Origin of the sequence: Paenibacillus segetis, assembly GCF_014639155.1 — a bacterium.
GTDB classification, from domain to species: Bacteria; Bacillota; Bacilli; order Paenibacillales; family Paenibacillaceae; genus Fontibacillus; species Fontibacillus segetis.
Genome location: NZ_BMFT01000001.1, coordinates 622603 through 643072 on the forward strand (window position 1 = coordinate 622603; position 20470 = coordinate 643072).

The window sequence follows — 20470 nt, forward strand, 5'->3', positions numbered from 1 at the left end:
TCCATACTTTAATAGCTTCTATAACTTATCTATTCTTAGTTCTCTTAAAACATGTCAAAAAAAAGAGTCATTGATGGCCTGGTTTAGCGGGAAAGATGAATAATTTGCATACCGTATGGTTAATGCTGATTGAAGGGGAGGCGGAGGTATGGTTTGGTTGTTCATCATTTTACTCGGATTTATATTTCAGATTGCTACGATACTTATCTTGGAATTTCGCAATCCCACGAAGGCAATGGCTTGGATGTTTATTCTGTTTCTCTTTCCCATCATCGGTTTTATCCTCTACTATTTCATCGCCCAAGACTATAAGAAACGGAGAAAATTACGTCGCCGTGGGACGAGAACATTTCAGGAGATAAAATCTAAACTGTGGAAGCAGTCTAGGATCGTGACATCGCTCGATGAAATGACTAATCCTGATTTTACAAGTCAAGGACGGTTGTTTGGACTATTAACTCATATATCAGAAAGTCCTATTACGGGATGCAATGAAACACAGATTCTTAGTCATGGCGAGAAGGCTTATGCCGCTATGTTTGCTGCGATGGAGACAGCTAAGGACCACATACATCTGGAGTTCTATATTTTCCGTCATGATGGAATGGGTACCCGTTTTAAGGAGATTTTGATTCGTAAGGTAAATGAGGGTGTAAAGGTTCGGATGATATGTGATGGATTAGGAAGTTATAAATTAAAGAAATCTTTCATCAAGGAACTTCAGGAAGCTGGTGTAGAGTTCTATTTATTTCTACCTCCTTTAATTGCGACGCTTGATCGCCGGGTGAATTACCGTAATCACCGTAAAATTCTTGTGGTAGATGGAAAGGTTGGATTTGTAGGGGGACTTAATGTTGGAGATGAATATTTAGGTCTTTCTTCAAAGTTAGGTTATTGGAGGGACACCCATCTGCAAATGAAGGGGGATGCTGTGTATTTTCTGCAAAATACTTTTTTGGCGGATTGGCGACTTGCTTCTGGGCAGAAGGTGGATTCCCAAGGTTTATATCCTCAACACCAATGTACTAGTAGGGAACAGACACAAATCTTGACCAGTGGGCCAGATCAACATTGGGACGCCGTCCAAGAGTTAATCTTTGGGGCGATTAATGCCGCGAAACGGCGTATTTGGATTACTTCGCCTTATTTCATTCCAGATCCTAGCATTCGGGCTGCTCTGAAAGTGGCGGCTGTGAGTGGAGTTGAAGTGACCATCATCATACCGTACCACTCAGATAGCCGATTGGTTCACCTAGCTTCTCTCTCTTATGTAGAAGAGTTACTACAAGCAGGGGTGAAATTTTACCAGTATACCAAAGGATTTATTCATGCCAAGGTGATGATCGTGGACGAATTGATGGCTTCCGTAGGAACCGCCAATTTGGATATGCGGAGCTTCTTCTATAACTTTGAGATGATAGCGGTTCTATTCGATGCAACTCCGATAATGGAGCTGGTTAAGGATTTTCAGAACGATTTGGCCGAGAGCCGTCAAATTAAACTTCGCGAGTTCTCTCGCCGTCCACGTAGGCAGAAAAGTTCGGAATTGCTGGCACGTTTGTTGTCCCCGTTATTGTAACGAATGTTTTGCGGTAAGGTGCTTCAAAATGAATTCTACCGACTGGGGCTGTACGGTTTGAAGTAGATCCCCGTGAGTTCTTATTCGATCTCCAATATTGAGCAGATTATAATCAGCAGGACGGGGATTTCGCCTAACTTCTTCCCATGATAATGGGGTTGAGACGCTTGCGGCGGTACGAGCACGGGGGGTATAGGCCGAGGCTATTGTCTTGCCCGCATAATGCTGTAAATAGTCGAAGTAGATTTTGTCCCCGCGATCCTTTTTGAGCCGTTCAATGGTAAACAGCTCGGGATATTTCTCAGTGACATAACGAGCGACAAAATGGCCGATGGATCTAAGCTCGTCAAAAGTAACACCGTACTGAATAGGTACGATAATTTGTACACCAGTAGCGCCTGAAGTTTTGGGTACCGAGTGTAGGCCAAGTGAAGATAGAATTTCGCCGACATGAGTGGCCGCTTCCATGATTCGCGGCTCTTCCTCCCTCGAAGGATCCAGATCAATCACCCACTCACAAGGGAGATTCTCCCCTACATAATGAAGCGATGGATGAAATTCAATCGAAGCTAAATTTCCGAGCCACAGCAGAGTTGGAAGGTTGTCCATGACGACATATTGGATATTCTCATGCATGACAGTCTTTACGTAGAGTGGTAAGGGTTCCGGCGCATTCTTCTGATAGAAAAATTTACCGTGGATTCCTCCAGGATAACGGATTGTCGTCAAGAGTCGATTATGGCAGTAGCGCAGTAAATAAGGAGACAGCTCAGCTAGCTTCTCCAAATATATCTTTTTGGTGATTCCTGCTTCTGGCCATAACAGCTTGTCTGGATTTGATACCGACACCTCTTCTCCCTCTACAGTGATCGTACCTTTAATATTTCTAGGCATGTGGCAGACTCCTTTGGTTGATTTCGAGATTTTAGCAGCTCTGAAGTTAGGTTGCCTCTTGTTCGAAAAACTATGAGCCAAACCGTAGGTAGGAATGGAAAATAAGGGGTATGGGCAAACTTGGGGGAAAAGTGGATGAGATAAGAGGTGGATGATGCTTAAGACAGTAACTCCTTTTGAGCCGATTCGGACTGAGGTAATTCCTATGGGAGATCAATGGGTAGCCCAGGTTAAGTGGGATGGCGTTAGAATGTTAACCTATTATGATGGACTTCAGACGAAGCTCATTAATCGTAAAGGGAATGAGCGCAGTAGACAATATCCAGAGTTCTTAGATGTGTCAGCTTATTGCCATGCTAATTCCGTCATTTTAGATGGAGAGATGATTGCATTATCAGGGGGGAAGCCAAGCTTTCATGAGATTATGCGTCGTGACAGCTTGCGAAGGGAGCAGGAGATTTCTTTTGCCGCTAGTCATATTCAAGCGATCTATATGATTTTTGATATTTTGTATTATAACGGACAATGGGTAACAAATAAGACCCTTACGCAGCGTCAACAGCTTCTGCAAGAGATCATCTCTCCACATTCCACACTTCAACTAGTTCCTAATATCGAAGATGGTGAGTCTCTGTTTACCGTCATGAAGGAGCGAGGTTGGGAGGGGATCGTCTGCAAGAGACTGGATAGCACTTATGCTATCGGTGGGAAGGATTCCAGATGGCAGAAGCTAAAGATTGGCTACGATTTGTATGCTGCAATTGGAGGTGTGACTTATCGTGATGGGATTGTTAATGCACTGTTGCTAGGATTATACGATCTAGAAGGGAACTTCATTTATATTGGACATGCTGGTGGCGGGAAATTAAAGGTAGCTGATTGGCGTGAACTGACGCGGATTACAAAAACAATGATTAGAGATACTTCTCCGTTTCATCGTCTGCCCCAGCGCAATAAAGAAGCCGTATGGTTGCAGCCACAGCTATGTGTAAAGGTGCAATTTATGGAATGGACTCCCGGTGGAACGATGCGACACCCTGTGATCCAGGGAATGGGCAACGTACCACCGGAGATGTGTGTTATTACGCAACTGGAATGACTAAGAGATTGTTTTTTTAGTGGCTTTGCTACTCGTTTTTCGTTTGGGCTTGGAAACGATGGTAGCTTCAGAGCTATTATTGCTGGTTTCCTTGGCTTTAGTTGCAGCAGGTTTGCGAGTTCTTTTTTTCGTAGTCGGACCAGGGTCAGTTGCAATAACGGGTTTAACTGCCTCAATGCTAGCCTGTAGCGCTGCCATCAAATCAATGACGTTAGTCTCTGGCTTGGTTGGTGCTAGGCTGATCTCTTCACCCGCTACTTTCTGTTCTATGAGATTTAGCAGACTATCTCGATAATCATCTGTATATTTTTCGGGTTGAAACGGTGTTGATAATTGTTCTATCAATAGCTTGGCCATGGTAAGTTCTTTATCATTGACGGCCACACCCTCAGGCAGATTAGGCACTTGTGAAATAGGTCGGATTTCGTCTGGGTAGAATATCGTCTCCACCGCTAGACAACCCTCCATTACACGAATAGCAGCTAGACTACTTTTAGATCGAATGGCAATTTTGGCAATGCCAATCTTACCGCTTTGCCGCATGGCTTCGAGTAGAAGTAGATAGGCGTTTGAACCTGCCTGATCGGGTGCCAGATAATAGGTCTTCTGAAAATAAATTGGATCAATTTCCTCCAGGTCCACAAAATCAAGAATCGTGATACTCTTCTGAGTTTGGGCGGAGAGCTGCTCTAGTTCTTCTTTCTCAAACAGTACATATTTCCCCTTTTCATACTCATATCCCTTAGAAATTTCTTCCCAATTAATATCGACATCACAGGTTGGGCAACGTCTAACATAGGAAATCGGGCTACCACACTTCTTATGGATATATTTCATCGAAATATCCTTATCTTCGGTGGCGGAGAACATCTTTACGGGGACGTGGACCAACCCGAAGCTGATGGCTCCTTTCCAGACTGTATGCATATATGAAACTCCCTTCTAAATTTAGAAATTGATTAATGAAGCGACTTCTCTTGTTATTAGTATGGTTACAAAATGTATTTCTATGTTTAGAGGTCGTTCAAAAAGTCATTTATTGATCACGAAACATATCAAGGAGCTGATTCGGCATCGGATTAAGAATATCTTCGGTCCTTGCGGGTCCAGCGGTGGACCGATATAATGGGGACATACGTTTTTAGTAAGGGCGGTAAGCATTCGGTAGATCGTTCGAAGGTTAGATTGGTCGATAAAAGGTGGTAAAATGAAATGGCATTAGATTATAAGGCTTCGGCACAATTTGTATATGAAGCTCATGATTTGAGTGGAACGGACAAGCTGGCTTCATTTCTTGCTGAAAAAGCGGGGCGGGGCACTGTCATTGCGTTAGATGGGGATTTAGGAGCTGGTAAAACAGCCTTTGCACAATTGTTCGCCAAGCATTTAGAAGTTCGAGGTACGGTAAATAGTCCAACGTTTACGCTAATTAAGGAATATGAAGGTCGATTACCTTTTTATCATATGGATGTCTATCGGCTGTCCCAGATGGAAGCAGAAGAGCTTGGACTGGATGAGTATTTTTATGGAGACGGTGTGACGTTGGTGGAATGGGCAAGTCTCATTGAGGATATTCTTCCGCCGGAGTTGCTCCATATTTATGTGGAGACGGTGACTGGAAGCCAGCGGCGAATGTATCTACATGGGCGTGGTAAACGCTATGAACAATGGACTACGATTCTGAAAGAGAATGGAGTTTAACGACAAATGAATAATAACGAACAAGGGCCGCGGCAGCGGTTATTGGCGTTCGATACATCGACGTCTTCATTAGCAGTGGCTGTTATGGAGAATGACAAGCTGTTAGCACAAGTAAATATTCTTGCTGAGCGTAATCATTCGGCATATTTGGTTACGGCGATCCAAGAATGTCTGGATGCAGCGGGTTTGTCCCGAGGTGATTTGGATGGAATCGCTGTAGGATTGGGACCTGGTTCTTACACGGGGATTCGGATTGCTGTAACTACAGCTAAGACACTGGCCTGGGCACTAAATCTACCTGTGGTTGGGTTCTCAAGTTTGGAAGCAACGGCGATCGGAGGTTTTGCAAATGGTACAGAGCAAAATGCTGCGAACATCAAGTCACTTCCTGCTGCTTCGCGATCGGGAGAGGGAGTCATTCTACCATATGAACACTGGATCATACCGTTAGTAGATGCTCGGCGTGGACAAGTATACACAGCTCTTTTCGCTGCGGCGGAAGGATCATTACCTCGTCGTTTGGAGCCGGATGCGATTCGATTGATGGATAACTGGTGTCAGGATATTGCCACGCGACTAATCTCATTGGCCCCAGAGAACAGGCCCCAAGCGATATGGTTTGTTGGTGAGACAGGACAGCATGAAGCTGCTGCGGAAGAGCTACGTCCTTTGCTAGGGGAGAATCTTCATATTATTCCTTACGAGCTGGAGGGCGTATGGGTTGGACTTTGTGGTGCCGACCACTTCCAGATGGGTGAACGAGACGATGTACATGCTTTGGAACCGAACTATACTCAACTGGCTGAAGCGGAAGCCGTACGGCTTCGCAAAGCGTAAGGGGGTTGCAGGGTGGCTGCACTAAGGACTAGGGAAGTAGATCCGGGGAAAATAATATTACGTACCATGACAATGGATGATATACCGGATATTATGGTCATCGAGCATGAATCATTTTCACTTCCTTGGAGTGAGGAAGCCTTTCGTAATGAGTTGACCCTTAATCATTTTGCCCGTTATCTTGTGATGGAATATGATGGTGGGTTGATTGGATATGCAGGAATGTGGAATATCGTCGATGAATCTCATATTACGAATATCGCCATACGTATGGACTATCGTGGAATACATTTGGGAGAACGGTTGTTTAAAGCTTTGATGGATTGGGCAATAGAGTTAGGCATGCAACGGATGACGCTAGAGGTTCGCGTATCCAATATTGCGGCTCAATCGCTGTATAGTAAGTTTGGTTTCTATCCCGCGGGCACACGGAAAGGGTATTATTCTGATAATCATGAAGATGCCATGATCATGTGGTGTGAGCTACCAAACCAGGAGAACGAAACGGGTGAAGAGGAAGGAAGCGAAGAGGACTAATGAATCTGGGATCAGACGTTGGGATAAACATAGATGAACAACAAGACTGTTATATTCTAGCAGTCGAGACAAGCTGTGATGAAACTTCAGCCGCCGTCGTTAAAAATGGCAAAGAAGTATTGTCAAATTTAATTGCAAGTCAAATTGAAACGCACAAGGCGTTTGGTGGTGTTGTACCTGAGGTAGCTTCACGTAAGCATGTAGAGAGCATTACGCTGATGCTGGAGGAAGCGATCAAAGAGGCGGGAATCCCTCCGGAGAAGTTGTCGGCGATTGCCGTAACCGAAGGTCCGGGGCTAGTGGGAGCACTACTCGTTGGAATTATGGCCGCTAAGAGTCTCGCGTTTGCATTGGATAAGCCCCTCATAGGAACGCATCATATTGCTGGACATATATATGCTAACCAGCTAACCAAGGATATGCAGTATCCTTGTATGGCGCTTGTCGTGTCGGGGGGACATACGGAGCTTGTGTTGATGGAGAAAGAAGGAAGCTTTGTTCTCATTGGCCGGACACGGGATGATGCTGTAGGAGAAGCTTATGATAAAGTAGCTAGGGCACTTGGATTTCCTTATCCAGGTGGTCCGTATGTAGATAAGCTAGCAGGCGAATCTGAAGAAGTGGAGAACTTACCAAGAGCATGGCTGGAGCCGGGTAGTTATGATTTCAGCTTTAGTGGTCTGAAATCCGCTGTATTAAATGCGGTTAATCAGCATCAGATGCGTGGTGATAGTCAATTTCAGGCGGCTATAGCACGAGGGTTTCAGGAATCTGTAATCGAAGTGTTAGTGGAAAAAGCTATTCGTGCGATGAGAGAAACCAGCGCAGTACAGCTTCTACTCTGCGGAGGGGTTGCTGCAAACCGGGGATTACGTGCGGCATTGGCCGAGCGTTGTCAGCGGGAAAATATCACATTACTGATTCCACCGCTGATCTATTGTACGGATAACGCCGCTATGATCGGTGCGGCGGCTTACTTGAAATGGAAGAACGGCGAGTTCTCAAATCTTGCATTGAAAGCAGAGCCTTCATTATCTTTGGAGGATTGGTCAGTGGCTGCTTCAAGCTAGGAATAAGCAGTATAGAATAATCTAACAAGAGGCCTGCAATCTGGTTCATTGAACTAGGTTGCAGGCCTCTTATATATCGTAAGGTACTTCTACCAGGTTTTATATGCTGCTTCTTCTTCCACTCTTTGAGCGCTATCCTTAACAGCAGAAGCCTTGGAATTTGGAGCGAGTTCTACCTTGGCTGCTACGGATTCCGTAGCACTTCCCATTTGACTGTTTCCTTCAAATATACTTCCTTCTTCTATGCTAAGGGTTGTTGCTTTGATATTTCCGTATAGCTTACCTTTGGCTGTAATGGTTAATTTACTTCTAGCTTGTACATTACCGTTCACTGTTCCTGCAATAATAACGTTTCTGGCAACAATGTTGGAGTGAACATGTCCGTTGTCGCCAATGGTGACATCGCCCTCACATTCGATATCCCCAGTAATTTGTCCCTCAACTCGGACTCCTGCATCCGATTTAATAATCCCTTCAAATATACTACCTTCACCAATAATCGTATCTGTAGTATTTGGATCTAGTTTGACTGTCTTACCTTTACTCTTAAACATTACAATCCATCTTCCTCTCTAGGCATTGTTAGGTATATTTCGGGATCAATCGTGTTTCCATTCTTAACAACCTCTATATGCAAGTGCGGTCCTGTGCTTCGGCCAGTTGAACCAAGTTCACCAATGGTGTCACCTTGCTTGACCTCAGCTCCAATGGTGGTAGTTACCTTTTTCATATGCAGATAGTTTGTTTGCAAGCCAGAAGGATGTGAGATCGTCACGTAATTTCCGCGGGCACTGCTATATCCAATGTCGATAACTTTTCCATTTGCTGCTGCGTAAATGGGGTCTCCTAGTTGTCCTCCAATATCCAGACCACTATGTAGCCGGAGTTTTCTAGTAAAGGGATCTTTACGACTTCCAAAGTCCGAAGTAATTCGTGTTGAAACCGTTGGCCATTTGGTAGGAAGAATCATCATCATTTCTTTGTAATCTTCAATCGTTATTTTTGTTTCCTCTAATCTAGATTGTAAATCGGGTATTTGCTGTAGCGAATGGGTAATGCTCTCTTTCGTATCTTGGATAAGATCAAGGATATCTTCATCGGATAATGGAATGGATTCACCGCCCATACCCTCACTTTGTTCAAGAGAGTCCTGAGAAGGCTCTGATGAGAGAGGTGACTTAGATTTGGACTGCGTAGCCTCAGTATTGTCTCCTGTGATGGATTTCAGATCAGTTTCAAGTTTCTCCAACTCAGTCATTTTGGCTTCGATACTCTTTGACTTCTCGGAAAGAACAAGTAGCTCTGTGAGTAATTTATCGATGGTCTCATCTTTGTCGTCAACCGTAGTTTGAAGACGATTTGAGGAGTTTGAGAGTTCTGCTTCCAGTGTATTAATAGCATTGGAATTACCTCTGTTAATCGTGAATAAGACCATAATCATAATGATCAAAAATATAACTGCGAAGGAACTCACTAATAGAGTGGCCAAACGCAGTTTGAAACGGAATACCGGATTTGTACCTTCCGGCACAATCATAATGGTATACCGCTTATTGGTAGGCTTGAATCGAAATTTCATACTAACTTTCCTCCTAAATATTCCAATCATGAATCTGAGATAAATACTGAAAGATGCGATAAGAATACGGAAATATTGTATTAATGTTTTACTGCCACTTGATTTAATTCGGCAAATAATTCCAAATACCTTCTACTTCGAAATATTTCTTCAAGTTTTATAGTCTTAGGAGGAATTTGTCGAAATAAAGCGAAATATATGATTTATAAGTAATAAATTTACAGCACTTATAGAAATTAATTATCGTAAGGAGGGAATTTATGATTAGATTTGCCGGAATTGATGTTGGAAATGATAGCGTCAAATTAGTGGTTGACGGATCACAGCAACCTATAATTATTCCGAGTGTAGTCTCACCAGGGTATGATCGGCATGTGTTACAAGAGGAGGACTCTCCGATAAAGGCTCTGGACGTAAGAATCTACAGCCCCAAATTGAAGAAGAAAAATGAGCGTTATTTTGTTGGCCTGCTGGCTATGGAGGATCAGGATAACTCAGAGCTTGAAGAGACGGATAATAAGGCTACCAGTGATCAGTCGCTCGTTGTAGCGTTAACAGCACTCGCTTTTGCTGCACTTACGGGCAAGACTTATTCTTCTACTGAAGGTGGAAAGGAAGAAGTAGAATACATAATCGGTACGGGTTTACCTGTTCGCACCTTTGTTTCATTCCATACAATCTTCGAGGAACGTCTCGTAGGAGAACATGAAGTGACCTTCTTATCCACCCCTGAACTTCGTGGAAAAACCGTACGAGTGAATATTCGCCGTGCGGTTGTTTCAGTTGAAGGAGCGGCAGCATTATTCCATTTGGCAACAAATGATAATTTGCAGATTAGAAATGAAGAGTTACACAGCGGGGTCATCGGGGTTTGTGAAATTGGTGCTTTGACAACGGACTTTCCAGTTGTGAAGCGAATGAATATTGATAATCAATTTAGTACAGGTGAGCAATTCGGGCTTGCGACTTATTTGGATGCTATTATTCGTGACGTTGAGGATCAATTCGGATACCGCTTTGCAAGTCGGGCGAAATTAATTCAACGAATCCGCAACCGCGAATTCACGATTCAACGTGTGGGAGAAGGAAAGGCTGATATTCGGCCGATTGTTGATGTGTATTTTGGACGAGCAGCTCAGAAACTTGTTGATTTGATCAAAAAACGGTGGAAGAAGTACCCGGATATTGAATGCTTCTATGTACTCGGTGGTGGAGCGGCAGCGCTACGGACCTATATGGTCGATTCAGCTGGAAATATGCGCCTTCGATTCGAGGAGAATAGCGAGTTATTGAATGTACACGGATATTTAAAATTGGCTAAGAACAAGGCAGTTCCAGCGGTAAATTAATATATTGCGACCCTATTGGATCAACCAATAGGGTCCTTTATATTAATGTGAGTCATTATTTTTTTCTTTCTAGCTGCATTGGGTCGAAATTAACTATAACATTCTCTGCCCCTGAGGTAACTTCGTAATTCCAGTTCAACATGCCACCCTCGTAGTTATGAACTTGTTCGAATCCGTAGTGTTTGAAAAAGTTTGCTACTTCAAAGCTTCTACGCCCACTTCGGCATATAAACACATATTCTCTGTCTTTAGCGAAATCTTCGATATACCGGGCAATTTCCCCCATTGGAATGAGAGGGATACCAGGAATATGTGCCTCAGTATATTCGTCATACTCCCTAACATCAATGATCAGAGTGTCATCATTAGGGTCTTGAATTAGTTGATGAAGTTCGTCACTGTTAATATGAGATATGCCACCGATAAGAATACCCATTTACAATACACCTCGCTTTAATAATCTTAGTTTTACTTAAAATACATCCATACTAAGGTATCGTTCTCCTGTATCAGGAGCGATGCAGAGGATACGTTTACCCGTACCGAGTTTACGAGCAAACTGAAGTGCTGTCCACACGGAGGCTCCGGCAGACGGACCGACTAGGATTCCTTCTAAGGCAGCAAGCTGGCGCGTAGTTTCCAATGCATCTTCATCTGTGACTTGGACTATCTCGTCATAAACTTCAGTATTCAGGACGGAAGGGATGAATCCAGGACTTGTTCCAACAAGTTTATGTGGACCTGGTTGCCCACCAGATAAGACAGGGGAACCTTTTGGTTCAACGACGATAACAGAAATACCGGGAATGTGTTCACGGAGATATTCACCTGTTCCGGTTACCGTTCCGCCCGTTCCAGAAGTGGCGACGAACATATCCAAATGTCCCTCCATTTGCTGGTATATCTCCGGACCTGTAGTAAGTCGGTGAATTTGTGGATTCGCTGCGTTCTGAAATTGTTGTGGCATGAAGCTACCCGGAATTTGCCCTAGTAATTCTAGTGCTTTCTCGATGGAACCAGGCATCCTTTTTGCGGCGGGAGTCAAAATGACCTCTGCACCATAGGCTTTAAGAATGTTAATTCTTTCTTTGGTCATATTATCTGGCATAACGAGAATGGCCTTATATCCTTTGGCGGCAGCGTTCATGGCTAATCCAATGCCCGTATTTCCACTTGTGGGTTCTATTATAGTAGCTCCGGGTTTCAACCTGCCTGACGCTTCCGCCTCAGAGATCATAAAGGAGGCAGCACGGTCTTTAACACTTCCGCTTGGATTGAAGTATTCGAGCTTGACGTAAACTTCCGCATCCTGTCCCCCAAGTAGACGATTTAACTTGACGACAGGTGTCTCACCGACTAGATCCGTGATGTTATTTACCACTTTGCAGTCCAAAGTAATCCCACCTTTCCCCGTTTTCTTATATATATTATCGGTTAAATGAGCCTCTTTCAAGCAAGGAGAGGGACGTGCTGATTCTCAATGAATCGAAAGTATGTTAAAATATCCCTAACTTACCATGAATAATTTGGTAATTGTCATCTTGAAGTCAGTAGTGAATTAATTCACATTATTCTTATTTTAAGAAGGGGGTTGTTACATAATGGCTGTTGCAGCAAAACGCACATTTGCAGGTTGGTTGTTAATTGTACTTCAGGCTCTACTTGGAGTAGGTGCCGTGGCTGGTGGTTCATTTCTGGTTATAGATCCAAGTGGAGGAATGATGGGGATGCCTTCGGACATGATGAAGGTAACGCTATTTCCTGATTATCTGATCCCAGGGATCATTTTACTGCTAGGTCTCGGTGTATTTCCGCTCATCGTTATGTCGGCTCTCATTAACAAGTGGGACTGGGGGTTGGGGGAGAAGCTGAACGTATTCAAGCATCTTCACTGGTCGTGGACCTTTTCGCTATACATCGGATTCATGCTCATTATTTGGATAACGGTTCAAGCTTATATTCTTGAAGTCATGGCGATCATTCATGTTGTTTATATAGCCCTCGGTTTGGCTATTCAAGTTGTAACGTTGTTGCCATCCGTTAGTAGTTATTACATGAGAGCGACTTCGGATTCCAACCGCGGAGGAGAGCGTATTGCAAGTTAAAAGAAACGGTTGGTTATAATGAGATAAATAGAGAAGTGCCTGAAATGTTGTCGTAACATTTACTCGGTACTTTTCTATTTTTTTGTTAAATAGTTGTGTCAGGTGTAAACGAATTTGTCAAGATGTGTACAAAGTTATCCACAGATTGTCGATAGAATTCATGAAAGAAAGATGAAAGCTTGCGTACCAAGAGGTTGAAGATTTTGATGGAAAACGGTCATTTTTTTCAGAAAACTGTGGATAGTGTGAATAAGTCAGTGGATAAGATTAGAAAATCATGGATAATCCCGGTTTGAAGGTAAAAAAAACGACCTAAGAGGTCGTTTTCATCAAGGATCATTATTTTACTGATGTGTATAACCATGTTAATAAAAGATGAGTTTGTTAAGATGGTGTAAAAAAATATTTTTTTAAGATTCAGCAGCAAGTGTCTCCCATTCGTCATAAGCAGCAGTTAATTGTTCTTTATTCTTATCAATAACGGCTTGACGTTCTTGAATTTTGACATAGTCCTGATAAATCTCTGGAAGTGTTAATTCGATCTCTATTGCGGTAATGTCGTTCTCCAGTTTTGCAATCAATTGTTCAAGTTGCTCTATGCGGCGCAGACGGTTTCGTTCTTCGCGTTTGGCCTGCTTGTCTGCTTCAAAAGAAGCGGCACCTGATTTGGCGACTGATGGATCAGGTTGAGTTGCTGCGCGAGAGGAGGATGCTTTTTTTGCGGCTTCTTCCGCTGCCCGCTCGGCAGCAAGCTCTGAAAGTTCCTGCTTTTTCGCTAAATAATCGTCATAATTCCCCAGGAAATGATCTGCTCCACCAGGATGAAGCTCAACTATACGCTCCGCCATTTTATTAAGGAAATATCGGTCATGAGAGATAAACAAGAGAGTTCCATCGTATTCGAGCAGTGCTGATTCCAACACTTCTTTACTGTACAAATCCAAATGGTTTGTAGGTTCATCGAGAATGAGAACATTGGCTTTCAGAAGCATTAATTTAGTCAGTGCAACTCGAGCTTTCTCGCCACCACTTAGTGCTGATACTTTCTTAAGTACATCATCGCCACTGAATAGGAAATTACCGAGCACACTGCGAATACGTGCTTCTTCTAAATGGGGAAATGTGCCCCAGACTTCTTCTAATACTGTATTTTGCAGATTTAGATGAGTTTGCTCTTGGTCATAATAACCTAGTTTTACTTTAGCTCCCCATGTAAGTGTCCCAGTGGAGGGTTCAAGGTCACCAATCAACATTTTCAGTAATGTTGATTTACCAATCCCATTAGGGCCAATTAGTGCAATGGTCTCTCCACGTTTCATGTCGAACGAGACATTCTTGAACAACGGGGCCATACCATGTTCAAAAGAGTAAGAAAGATTGCTAGCCTGTAGAACGTCCTTGCCCGTCATAATCTCAGCTTCAAAGGAAAAATTGGCTTTCTTAAGATCTCCAAGCGGACGATCCATGACATCCATCTTTTCAAGTGCTTTGCGTCTGCTTTGGGCACGTTTAGTAGTAGAAGCTCGAACGATATTGCGCTGAATGAAGGTTTCCATTCGCTCGATTTCATCTTGCTGCTTCTCGTACTGCTTCATTTGGCTCTCAAATTCAGCGGCCTTAAGCTCGATAAAACGACTGTAATTTCCCGTATATCTGCGGGACTGATTACGTTCGATTTCGACGATTGCGGTCACGAGTCGATCAAGGAAATAACGGTCATGTGAAACGACAAGAAGAGCACCCGAATAGTTCCGAAGATAGTCTTCCAACCAAGTTAAGGTTTCAATGTCCAAATGGTTTGTTGGCTCATCGAGCATAAGTAAATCCGGGGCTTGAAGCAATATTCGAGCTAACGCAAGTCGAGTCTTCTGACCGCCACTTAGTGTAGAAATTAGTGTGTCCGGAGCAAAGCTCCCGAAACCCATCCCGTGAAGAATGCTACGAATTCGTGTCTCTATCTCATATCCACCGTTATCTTTGAACCAGTCGGATTTCGTGGCATAGCGTTCTAGCAAGCTTTGGTAGGCTTTTTCGTTAGCGGCTTGGTCAGGATCAGCGATTTGTAACTCCATCTGCCGCAGTTCACGTTCGGTATCGAGTAATGGAGCAAATACGTTCAGCATTTCCTCCCAAATGGTACGTTCTGATTGTAAGCCACTATTTTGGGCGAGGTAGCCGATCGTTGTTTCCTTGGCTTTGAAAATTTGTCCTCCATCATAGGACATTTCATTAGCTAAAATTTGTAGCAATGTTGATTTACCCGCTCCGTTGACACCGACAAGACCGATACGGTCCCGTTCTAATATTTGCAGGCTGATTCCATTTAACACACTTGTGACACCATATAATTTAGTAATGTCCGTTGCTTGAAGCAGCATATCTATATTGATCCTCCATATCATTAGTAACCTTACTTCGTTTAGGTTAGCAGTTAAGATTTATCTTCTAATAGTGTACATGAAAAGAGATCGTAATGCACCGCCCATTGACAGCAAATAACATTGAAGTTATGCGGGCCCCGGGTTCAGTTTTCATTTTGTGCTAACAATGATACACTAAGGAAAGAAGTGAATGGTGGAAGGGTAATCATAACGAGGTAACTCTAATTTTCTAAGGCAGTAAGGTGAAGTGAATTGGATATCACAGATTTGAAAAGAACACTGCGTCTTCAGATGGAGGATATTCGGTCAAGTATAACTGAAAACTCCCGGAGGGAGCAATCAGAATCAGCCTGTCTGTGGGCGGAACAAGAGGTGTTAGGTCCTCTTCGCGCAGCTAAAAGTGGAAGTTTAACGGTGTTCAGTTACGTGTCGTTTCGGGATGAGCCTGATACGCGTTATCTCATTCAGAATTGTATGGCCCGAGGTGATCGGGTGCTGATACCGAAGATAGGGGCTAATTCCTCGTTACAACTGCATGAATTCATTGATGAAGAAAGTTTAGTCCCTGGAATATGGGGGATTTCCGAACCAAAGGAGGATGCAGCCATTTGGCCGGTTTCTCATTGGAATAAAATCGATCTTGTGCTTATCCCAGGGCTCGCATACGATGCCGAAGGTGGACGGATCGGTTTTGGAGGAGGATATTACGACCGTTTCATTGCGAAGCTTCATTCATTAAATAACGGACAGAGTCATGCCGTGCTCGCTGCCTTGGCACTGAAGGAACAGTTGATAGCAAGCAATATCCCGATGGAAGATCATGATTTTAGACTGGACATGCTGTTTACAGCGTCCGGCATCATATATATGTAGGGAAGTAGTGAGAAACTCTAGGAGCTACAGATTCTCATGTGTCATCCGCTTCCGCTAGCAGGCATAATATTGTTTTTACCGTTAATTGACTAGATGAACTTTACATAGAATCTTCGGTGAAGACGAAAGGTAAGACTGGCGTAGAAATGGAGGCGCTCACAGCGATATCCGCAGCAGCGCTTACTGTCTATGATATATGCAAAACTTTACAAAATGACATGGTGATTGGACCGAGATTACTTCGATCCAATACAGGTAGCAAGAGCGGAAACTATAGTCGCTCTTAACAGAGAGATGATGTATAAGTGGAATGGGAGATTCTAATTGGATGAGGGGGGTAACTTCTTGATTTGGAAGACTGCAATCCTTACAGCAAGCGACAAAGGTGCTAGAGGCGAACGTGAAGATACGAGCGCTCAAGTAATCCGTGAACTGGTCGAGGAAGAATTAGGCGGCGAAATCATCGAATATCGTATCGTTCCCGATGAACCGGACGAGATTATTGCCGCATTGATTGAAATGACTGATTATTTCCATGCTGATCTTGTGTTTACTACAGGCGGTACTGAACTAGCTATCCGTGATGTAACTCCGGAAGCTACAAGACGTGTCATTGAACGTGAGGTACCCGGCATGGCGGAAGCCATGCGGTTTACAGCGATGCAGAAGAATCCAGCAGCGATGCTGTTCCGCGGGATTGTTGGCATACGCGGACGCACGTTGATTGTTAACCTACCAGGAACACCAAAGGGTGTACACGAAAATCTAGCCGCAATTATGGACCAACTTCCTGAAGCATTATTAATGGTCACTGGGCAATTCCGTTTGTAATGACATTAGAGGTGCACTTACTATAACCATAAATCAATCTACCTCACCATCGTGAAAAATGCGATTTCCTTGTGGGTTTATTAGAAATGTCGAATAATCAGGCTATAACTGTGACATTAGTTATGGTATGATGTGGGCGTATGAGGAATTGTGATGATGAATTACCTTATCTATTATTGTTTCGGAAGGGGAAACTATCATGGGTGCTGGTGGATTTCTATTAATCGTTATTGCAGCATTGCTACTATTTGGACCTAATAAGCTACCGGAATTAGGGCGAGCTGTGGGCCGCACATATCGTGAATTTAAAGAGGCAACCCGGGATATTGTGGATGACCGTCCTGAGGTAAAGAAACCAGAAGCACCGGTGACTGCAGCGAGCGAAGCACCGAAACCGGATGATCGGCGTTTGCCCGAATAAATAGTTCGCATAGTGCAGCATTTTAGGAGGGCGAAGCATGGCTCACGACCAGGAACAATTGAGCATTGTCGATCATTTGTCGGAACTTCGCCGACGCTTATTTTTTACGTTACTCGTATTTACTGTCGTTCTCGTAGCAGCCTTTTTTGTTGTCGATCCGATTTATCATTACTTGACGATTAATGTGCTCTCTGGAGTACAGATTTCGCTCAATGCCTTCTCTTTCTGGGATGGCGTCGGTGTCTATATGAAAATTGCCATGATGGTCGCGCTTGGCATTACCTTACCGTTCACTTTATTTCAAATATGGGCGTTCGTCAGTCCAGGTCTGAAACCGAAGGAACGTAAAGCGACGCTTAAGTACATACCTTTCGTATTTATCTGTTTTCTTGTGGGTGTTGCATTTGGTTATTTTGTAGTTTTTCCGCTTGCTATGACCTTTACAGGTTCTTTAAACAAGGGATTAGGTTTAATTGAGACGTATGGCATGGCTGATTATTTCAAGTTTTTGACTAATATTGTATTGCCGATATCCTTACTATTTGAGCTTCCGGTTGTTATTCTATTCCTAACTCATTTACGAATTCTGAACCCACTCAGGTTACGGAAAATGAGACGGGTAGCCTATTTCGCATTGGTCGTTGTATCGGTCATGATTACTCCAGCCGACTTTTTCTCGGCATTTCTCGTTCTGATCCCACTAATTCTGCTATATGAGTTCAGTGTATTTCTGTCCACTCGGGTTCATCGTCGGCAACTTGCTGCTGATGAAGAACGTAAAGAGAAATATAAATAGATTCAAGACGCGCATCGTTGTGATTGTGCGTCTTTTTTTATAGGTATTATGCGAATGAGAGAAGTTAGTTAGATGACATGATGATTATTTTTCAAAAAGTAGGCAAAAAATATTCAAAGAAACTTGAAATTTTGGCTCAAGTTGAGTATCATAAAAATTGGTTGTTAGCACTGAGACATGTCGAGTGCTAACACAGGGATTACAATATTAAATTAACAACAACATATTCAAAGGAGGACATTATTCATGATCAAACCTTTAGGTGAACGCGTATTGGTAGAAGCAATTGAGCAAGAGCAAACAACAGCTTTCGGTATCGTGCTTCCGGACACAGCTAAGGAAAAGCCGCAAGAAGGCAAAATCGTTGCTGTTGGTAGCGGTGCGTTGAAGGACGGGGTTCGAGTTCCTCTGGAAGTTAAAGAAGGTGACCGCGTGTTGTTCTCTAAATACGCTGGAACAGAAGTGAAATACGAAGGTAAAGAATATCTGATTATGAAAGAAAGCGACATTCACGCGATCATCGGTTAAGACAAATTGACTTGAACATCGCTCAAACTATATAGGGAGGTAATTAATAATGGCAAAAGATATTAAATTCAGTGAAGACGCGCGCCGCGCGATGCTTCGTGGTGTAGATGCTTTGGCTAACGCTGTAAAAGTAACATTGGGACCAAAAGGTCGCAACGTAGTACTAGAGAAGAAATATGGTAGCCCGTTGATTACAAATGACGGTGTAACGATTGCCAAAGAAATCGAATTGGAAGATGCGTTTGAGAACATGGGCGCTCAACTGGTTAAAGAAGTAGCTACAAAAACTAACGATGTTGCCGGTGACGGTACAACTACTGCGACGGTTCTTGCTCAAGCATTGATTCGTGAAGGTTTGAAGAACGTAACTGCTGGTGCAAGCCCGATCGGTCTTCGTAAAGGTATCGATAAAGCGGTTAAAGCTGCGGTGACTGAATTGCAAAAGATCTCCAAAACGATTGAAGACAAGCAATCGATCGCACAAGTGGCTGCAATTTCCGCTGGTGACGAAGAAGTGGGCGAATTGATCGCTGAAGCAATGGAGAAAGTCGGTAAAGACGGCGTTATTACCGTTGAAGAATCCCGTGGATTCGCTACTGAGCTTGAAGTTGTAGAAGGTATGCAATTCGATCGTGGATACATTTCCCCATACATGATTACAGATACAGATAAAATGGAAGCTGTCCTAGATAATCCATATATCTTGATCACGGATAAGAAAATCAGCAGCACGCAAGAAATTTTGCCTTTGCTAGAAAAAATCGTTCAACAAGCTCGTCCGCTATTGATCATTGCTGAAGATATCGAAGGCGAAGCACAAGCGATGTTGATCGTAAACAAACTACGTGGTACGTTCAACGCTGTAGCTGTAAAAGCTCCAGGCTTCGGCGACCGTCGTGAAGCAATGCTGCAAGATATCGCAGCTCTAACTGGTGGTCAAGTGATCACTGAGAAACTCGGACTAGATCTGAAGAGCACAGATATCAGCCAATTGGGTACAACTCGTCAAGTGCGTGTAACCAAAGAAAACACAACAATCGTAGACGGCAGTGGCGACAAGGGCGACATTACAGCTCGCGTGAACCAAATCCGTGCTCAACTGGAAGAAACAACTTCCGAATTCGACAAGGAAAAACTGCAAGAGCGTTTGGCTAAATTGGCTGGCGGCGTAGCCGTAATCAAAGTCGGTGCTGCAACTGAAACAGAACTTAAAGAACGCAAACTTCGCATTGAAGATGCTCTGAACGCAACGCGCGCAGCGGTTGAAGAAGGTATCGTATCTGGTGGTGGTGTTGCACTAGTGAATGTATACAATGCTGTAGCAGCAATCGAACTTAGTGGGGATGAAAAGACAGGCGTAAGCATCGTGCTTCGCGCATTGGAAGAACCAATCCGCACTATCGCAGCAAATGCTGGTGAAGAAGGTTCCGTTATCGTGGATCGTCTGAAAAAAGAACAACCAGGTATCGGCTTCAACGCTGCTACTGGCGAATGGGTGAACATGATCGAAGCGGGTATCGTTGACCCAGCTAAGGTTACTCGTTCCGCATTGCAACACGCAGCTTCCGTAGCAGGTCTATTCTTGACTACTGAAGCAGTAATTGCTGACAAACCAGAACCAGAAAAAGCAGCTATGCCTGACATGGGCGGCATGGGTGGAATGGGCGGCATGATGTAATAAGGATGACGAATCCTTATGCATCAAGGGATTCCACGAGCGGAATCCCCGTTTGACCACATTGAAAATACAAGAGGCTTCTCACGAGTTCGAATATGAACTGAGTGAGAAGCCTTTTTCTATTGCGTAGTAAGGTTTTTTTATGCGTATATAAGGGCAGCGCTAGCGAGTGTACATACTTTGACAAATTTTTCGCGGTCTACTACTTTCGT

At 43.6% G+C, this 20470-nt stretch carries 21 protein-coding genes and 1 pseudogene; 15 read left to right on the forward strand and 7 right to left on the reverse strand.

Annotated features, from left to right (window positions below):
- Positions 1–148: 148 nt before the first annotated feature.
- A complete protein-coding gene (gene cls / locus IEW05_RS02620; RefSeq protein ID WP_188535549.1) occupies positions 149–1579 on the forward strand; it encodes a cardiolipin synthase in 1431 nt (476 codons plus the stop codon).
- Here cls and ligD read toward each other — a convergent pair.
- Complete coding sequence (ligD, locus tag IEW05_RS02625; RefSeq protein WP_188535552.1) at positions 1571–2473, reverse strand: non-homologous end-joining DNA ligase; 903 nt, start codon at positions 2471–2473, stop codon at positions 1571–1573. The two genes, cls and ligD, sit on opposite strands and share 9 nt — an antisense overlap.
- 151 nt (positions 2474–2624) lie before the next feature.
- Between ligD and IEW05_RS02630 the strand changes: the two genes are divergently transcribed.
- Positions 2625–3572 carry an ATP-dependent DNA ligase gene (locus tag IEW05_RS02630; RefSeq protein ID WP_188535554.1) on the forward strand — a complete coding sequence of 316 codons (948 nt, stop codon included), beginning with the start codon at positions 2625–2627 and terminating at the stop codon, positions 3570–3572.
- Here IEW05_RS02630 and ku read toward each other — a convergent pair whose 3' ends face one another.
- Positions 3573–4499 (reverse strand): non-homologous end joining protein Ku, encoded by a 927-nt coding sequence (gene ku / locus IEW05_RS02635; RefSeq protein ID WP_188535557.1) that lies wholly within the window; start codon positions 4497–4499, stop codon positions 3573–3575.
- 285 nt (positions 4500–4784) lie between these two features.
- Between ku and tsaE the strand changes: the two genes are divergently transcribed.
- From tsaE to tsaD, 4 genes are read left to right on the forward strand one after another with little or no spacing between them, the layout of a single operon-like run.
- The gene (tsaE, locus tag IEW05_RS02640; protein ID WP_188535559.1) at positions 4785–5273 is read left to right on the forward strand and encodes a tRNA (adenosine(37)-N6)-threonylcarbamoyltransferase complex ATPase subunit type 1 TsaE; all 489 of its coding nucleotides are present in this window, start codon (positions 4785–4787) and stop codon (positions 5271–5273) included.
- 6 nt (positions 5274–5279) lie between these two features.
- The gene (gene tsaB / locus IEW05_RS02645) at positions 5280–6110 is read left to right on the forward strand and encodes a tRNA (adenosine(37)-N6)-threonylcarbamoyltransferase complex dimerization subunit type 1 TsaB (RefSeq protein ID WP_188535562.1); all 831 of its coding nucleotides are present in this window, start codon (positions 5280–5282) and stop codon (positions 6108–6110) included.
- A gap of 12 nt (positions 6111–6122) precedes the next feature.
- A complete protein-coding gene (gene rimI, locus IEW05_RS02650; RefSeq protein ID WP_268238717.1) occupies positions 6123–6647 on the forward strand; it encodes a ribosomal protein S18-alanine N-acetyltransferase in 525 nt (174 codons plus the stop codon).
- Entirely contained in the window at positions 6647–7717 is a 1071-nt protein-coding gene (gene tsaD, locus IEW05_RS02655) for a tRNA (adenosine(37)-N6)-threonylcarbamoyltransferase complex transferase subunit TsaD (RefSeq protein WP_188535564.1), read from the forward strand. The genes rimI and tsaD overlap by 1 nt, the downstream gene beginning before the upstream one ends.
- Positions 7718–7806: 89 nt before the next feature.
- Here the strand turns inward: tsaD and IEW05_RS02660 are convergent, their stop codons facing one another.
- Both IEW05_RS02660 and IEW05_RS02665 read right to left on the reverse strand, forming a co-directional pair.
- Positions 7807–8271 (reverse strand): bactofilin family protein, encoded by a 465-nt coding sequence (locus IEW05_RS02660; protein ID WP_188535566.1) that lies wholly within the window; start codon positions 8269–8271, stop codon positions 7807–7809.
- Positions 8271–9296: a M23 family metallopeptidase gene (locus tag IEW05_RS02665; RefSeq protein WP_188535568.1), complete on the reverse strand. Its 1026-nt coding sequence runs from the start codon at positions 9294–9296 to the stop codon at positions 8271–8273. Before IEW05_RS02665 ends, IEW05_RS02660 begins: the two co-directional genes overlap by 1 nt.
- Before the next feature lie 260 nt (positions 9297–9556).
- Between IEW05_RS02665 and IEW05_RS02670 the strand changes: the two genes are divergently transcribed.
- Complete coding sequence (locus IEW05_RS02670; RefSeq protein WP_188535570.1) at positions 9557–10645, forward strand: ParM/StbA family protein; 1089 nt, start codon at positions 9557–9559, stop codon at positions 10643–10645.
- A 55-nt stretch (positions 10646–10700) separates the two neighbouring features.
- Here the strand turns inward: IEW05_RS02670 and IEW05_RS02675 are convergent, their stop codons facing one another.
- Positions 10701–11081 (reverse strand): rhodanese-like domain-containing protein, encoded by a 381-nt coding sequence (locus IEW05_RS02675; protein WP_188535572.1) that lies wholly within the window; start codon positions 11079–11081, stop codon positions 10701–10703.
- A gap of 36 nt (positions 11082–11117) precedes the next feature.
- On the reverse strand, positions 11118–12038 hold the full coding sequence (cysK, locus tag IEW05_RS02680; RefSeq protein WP_188535574.1) for a cysteine synthase A: 921 nt from the start codon (positions 12036–12038) through the stop codon (positions 11118–11120).
- Between the two features lie 208 nt (positions 12039–12246).
- On the opposite strand from cysK, the gene IEW05_RS02685 reads away from it, so the two are divergent.
- On the forward strand, positions 12247–12750 hold the full coding sequence (locus IEW05_RS02685) for a hypothetical protein (RefSeq protein WP_229753233.1): 504 nt from the start codon (positions 12247–12249) through the stop codon (positions 12748–12750).
- Between the two features lie 410 nt (positions 12751–13160).
- On the opposite strand, the gene IEW05_RS02690 is transcribed toward IEW05_RS02685, so the two are convergent.
- Positions 13161–15128 (reverse strand): ABC-F family ATP-binding cassette domain-containing protein, encoded by a 1968-nt coding sequence (locus IEW05_RS02690; RefSeq protein WP_188535576.1) that lies wholly within the window; start codon positions 15126–15128, stop codon positions 13161–13163.
- A gap of 270 nt (positions 15129–15398) precedes the next feature.
- On the opposite strand from IEW05_RS02690, the gene IEW05_RS02695 reads away from it, so the two are divergent.
- The 7 genes and pseudogenes from IEW05_RS02695 to groL all read left to right on the forward strand — a co-directional run bounded on the left by IEW05_RS02695 (position 15399) and on the right by groL (position 20258).
- Positions 15399–16004: a 5-formyltetrahydrofolate cyclo-ligase gene (locus IEW05_RS02695; RefSeq protein ID WP_229753234.1), complete on the forward strand. Its 606-nt coding sequence runs from the start codon at positions 15399–15401 to the stop codon at positions 16002–16004.
- Between the two features lie 30 nt (positions 16005–16034).
- Positions 16035–16291, forward strand: a pseudogene (locus IEW05_RS02700) (cyclic pyranopterin monophosphate synthase MoaC); the annotation flags it as partial.
- Between the two features lie 58 nt (positions 16292–16349).
- On the forward strand, positions 16350–16835 hold the full coding sequence (locus tag IEW05_RS02705) for a MogA/MoaB family molybdenum cofactor biosynthesis protein (RefSeq protein ID WP_188535580.1): 486 nt from the start codon (positions 16350–16352) through the stop codon (positions 16833–16835).
- A gap of 199 nt (positions 16836–17034) precedes the next feature.
- Positions 17035–17256: a twin-arginine translocase TatA/TatE family subunit gene (locus tag IEW05_RS02710; protein WP_188535582.1), complete on the forward strand. Its 222-nt coding sequence runs from the start codon at positions 17035–17037 to the stop codon at positions 17254–17256.
- Between the two features lie 37 nt (positions 17257–17293).
- On the forward strand, positions 17294–18052 hold the full coding sequence (gene tatC, locus IEW05_RS02715) for a twin-arginine translocase subunit TatC (protein ID WP_188535584.1): 759 nt from the start codon (positions 17294–17296) through the stop codon (positions 18050–18052).
- Between the two features lie 246 nt (positions 18053–18298).
- Positions 18299–18580: a co-chaperone GroES gene (groES, locus tag IEW05_RS02720; protein ID WP_188535586.1), complete on the forward strand. Its 282-nt coding sequence runs from the start codon at positions 18299–18301 to the stop codon at positions 18578–18580.
- A 49-nt stretch (positions 18581–18629) separates the two neighbouring features.
- Positions 18630–20258 carry a chaperonin GroEL gene (gene groL, locus IEW05_RS02725; protein ID WP_188535588.1) on the forward strand — a complete coding sequence of 543 codons (1629 nt, stop codon included), beginning with the start codon at positions 18630–18632 and terminating at the stop codon, positions 20256–20258.
- The last annotated feature ends 212 nt before the right edge of the window (positions 20259–20470 follow it).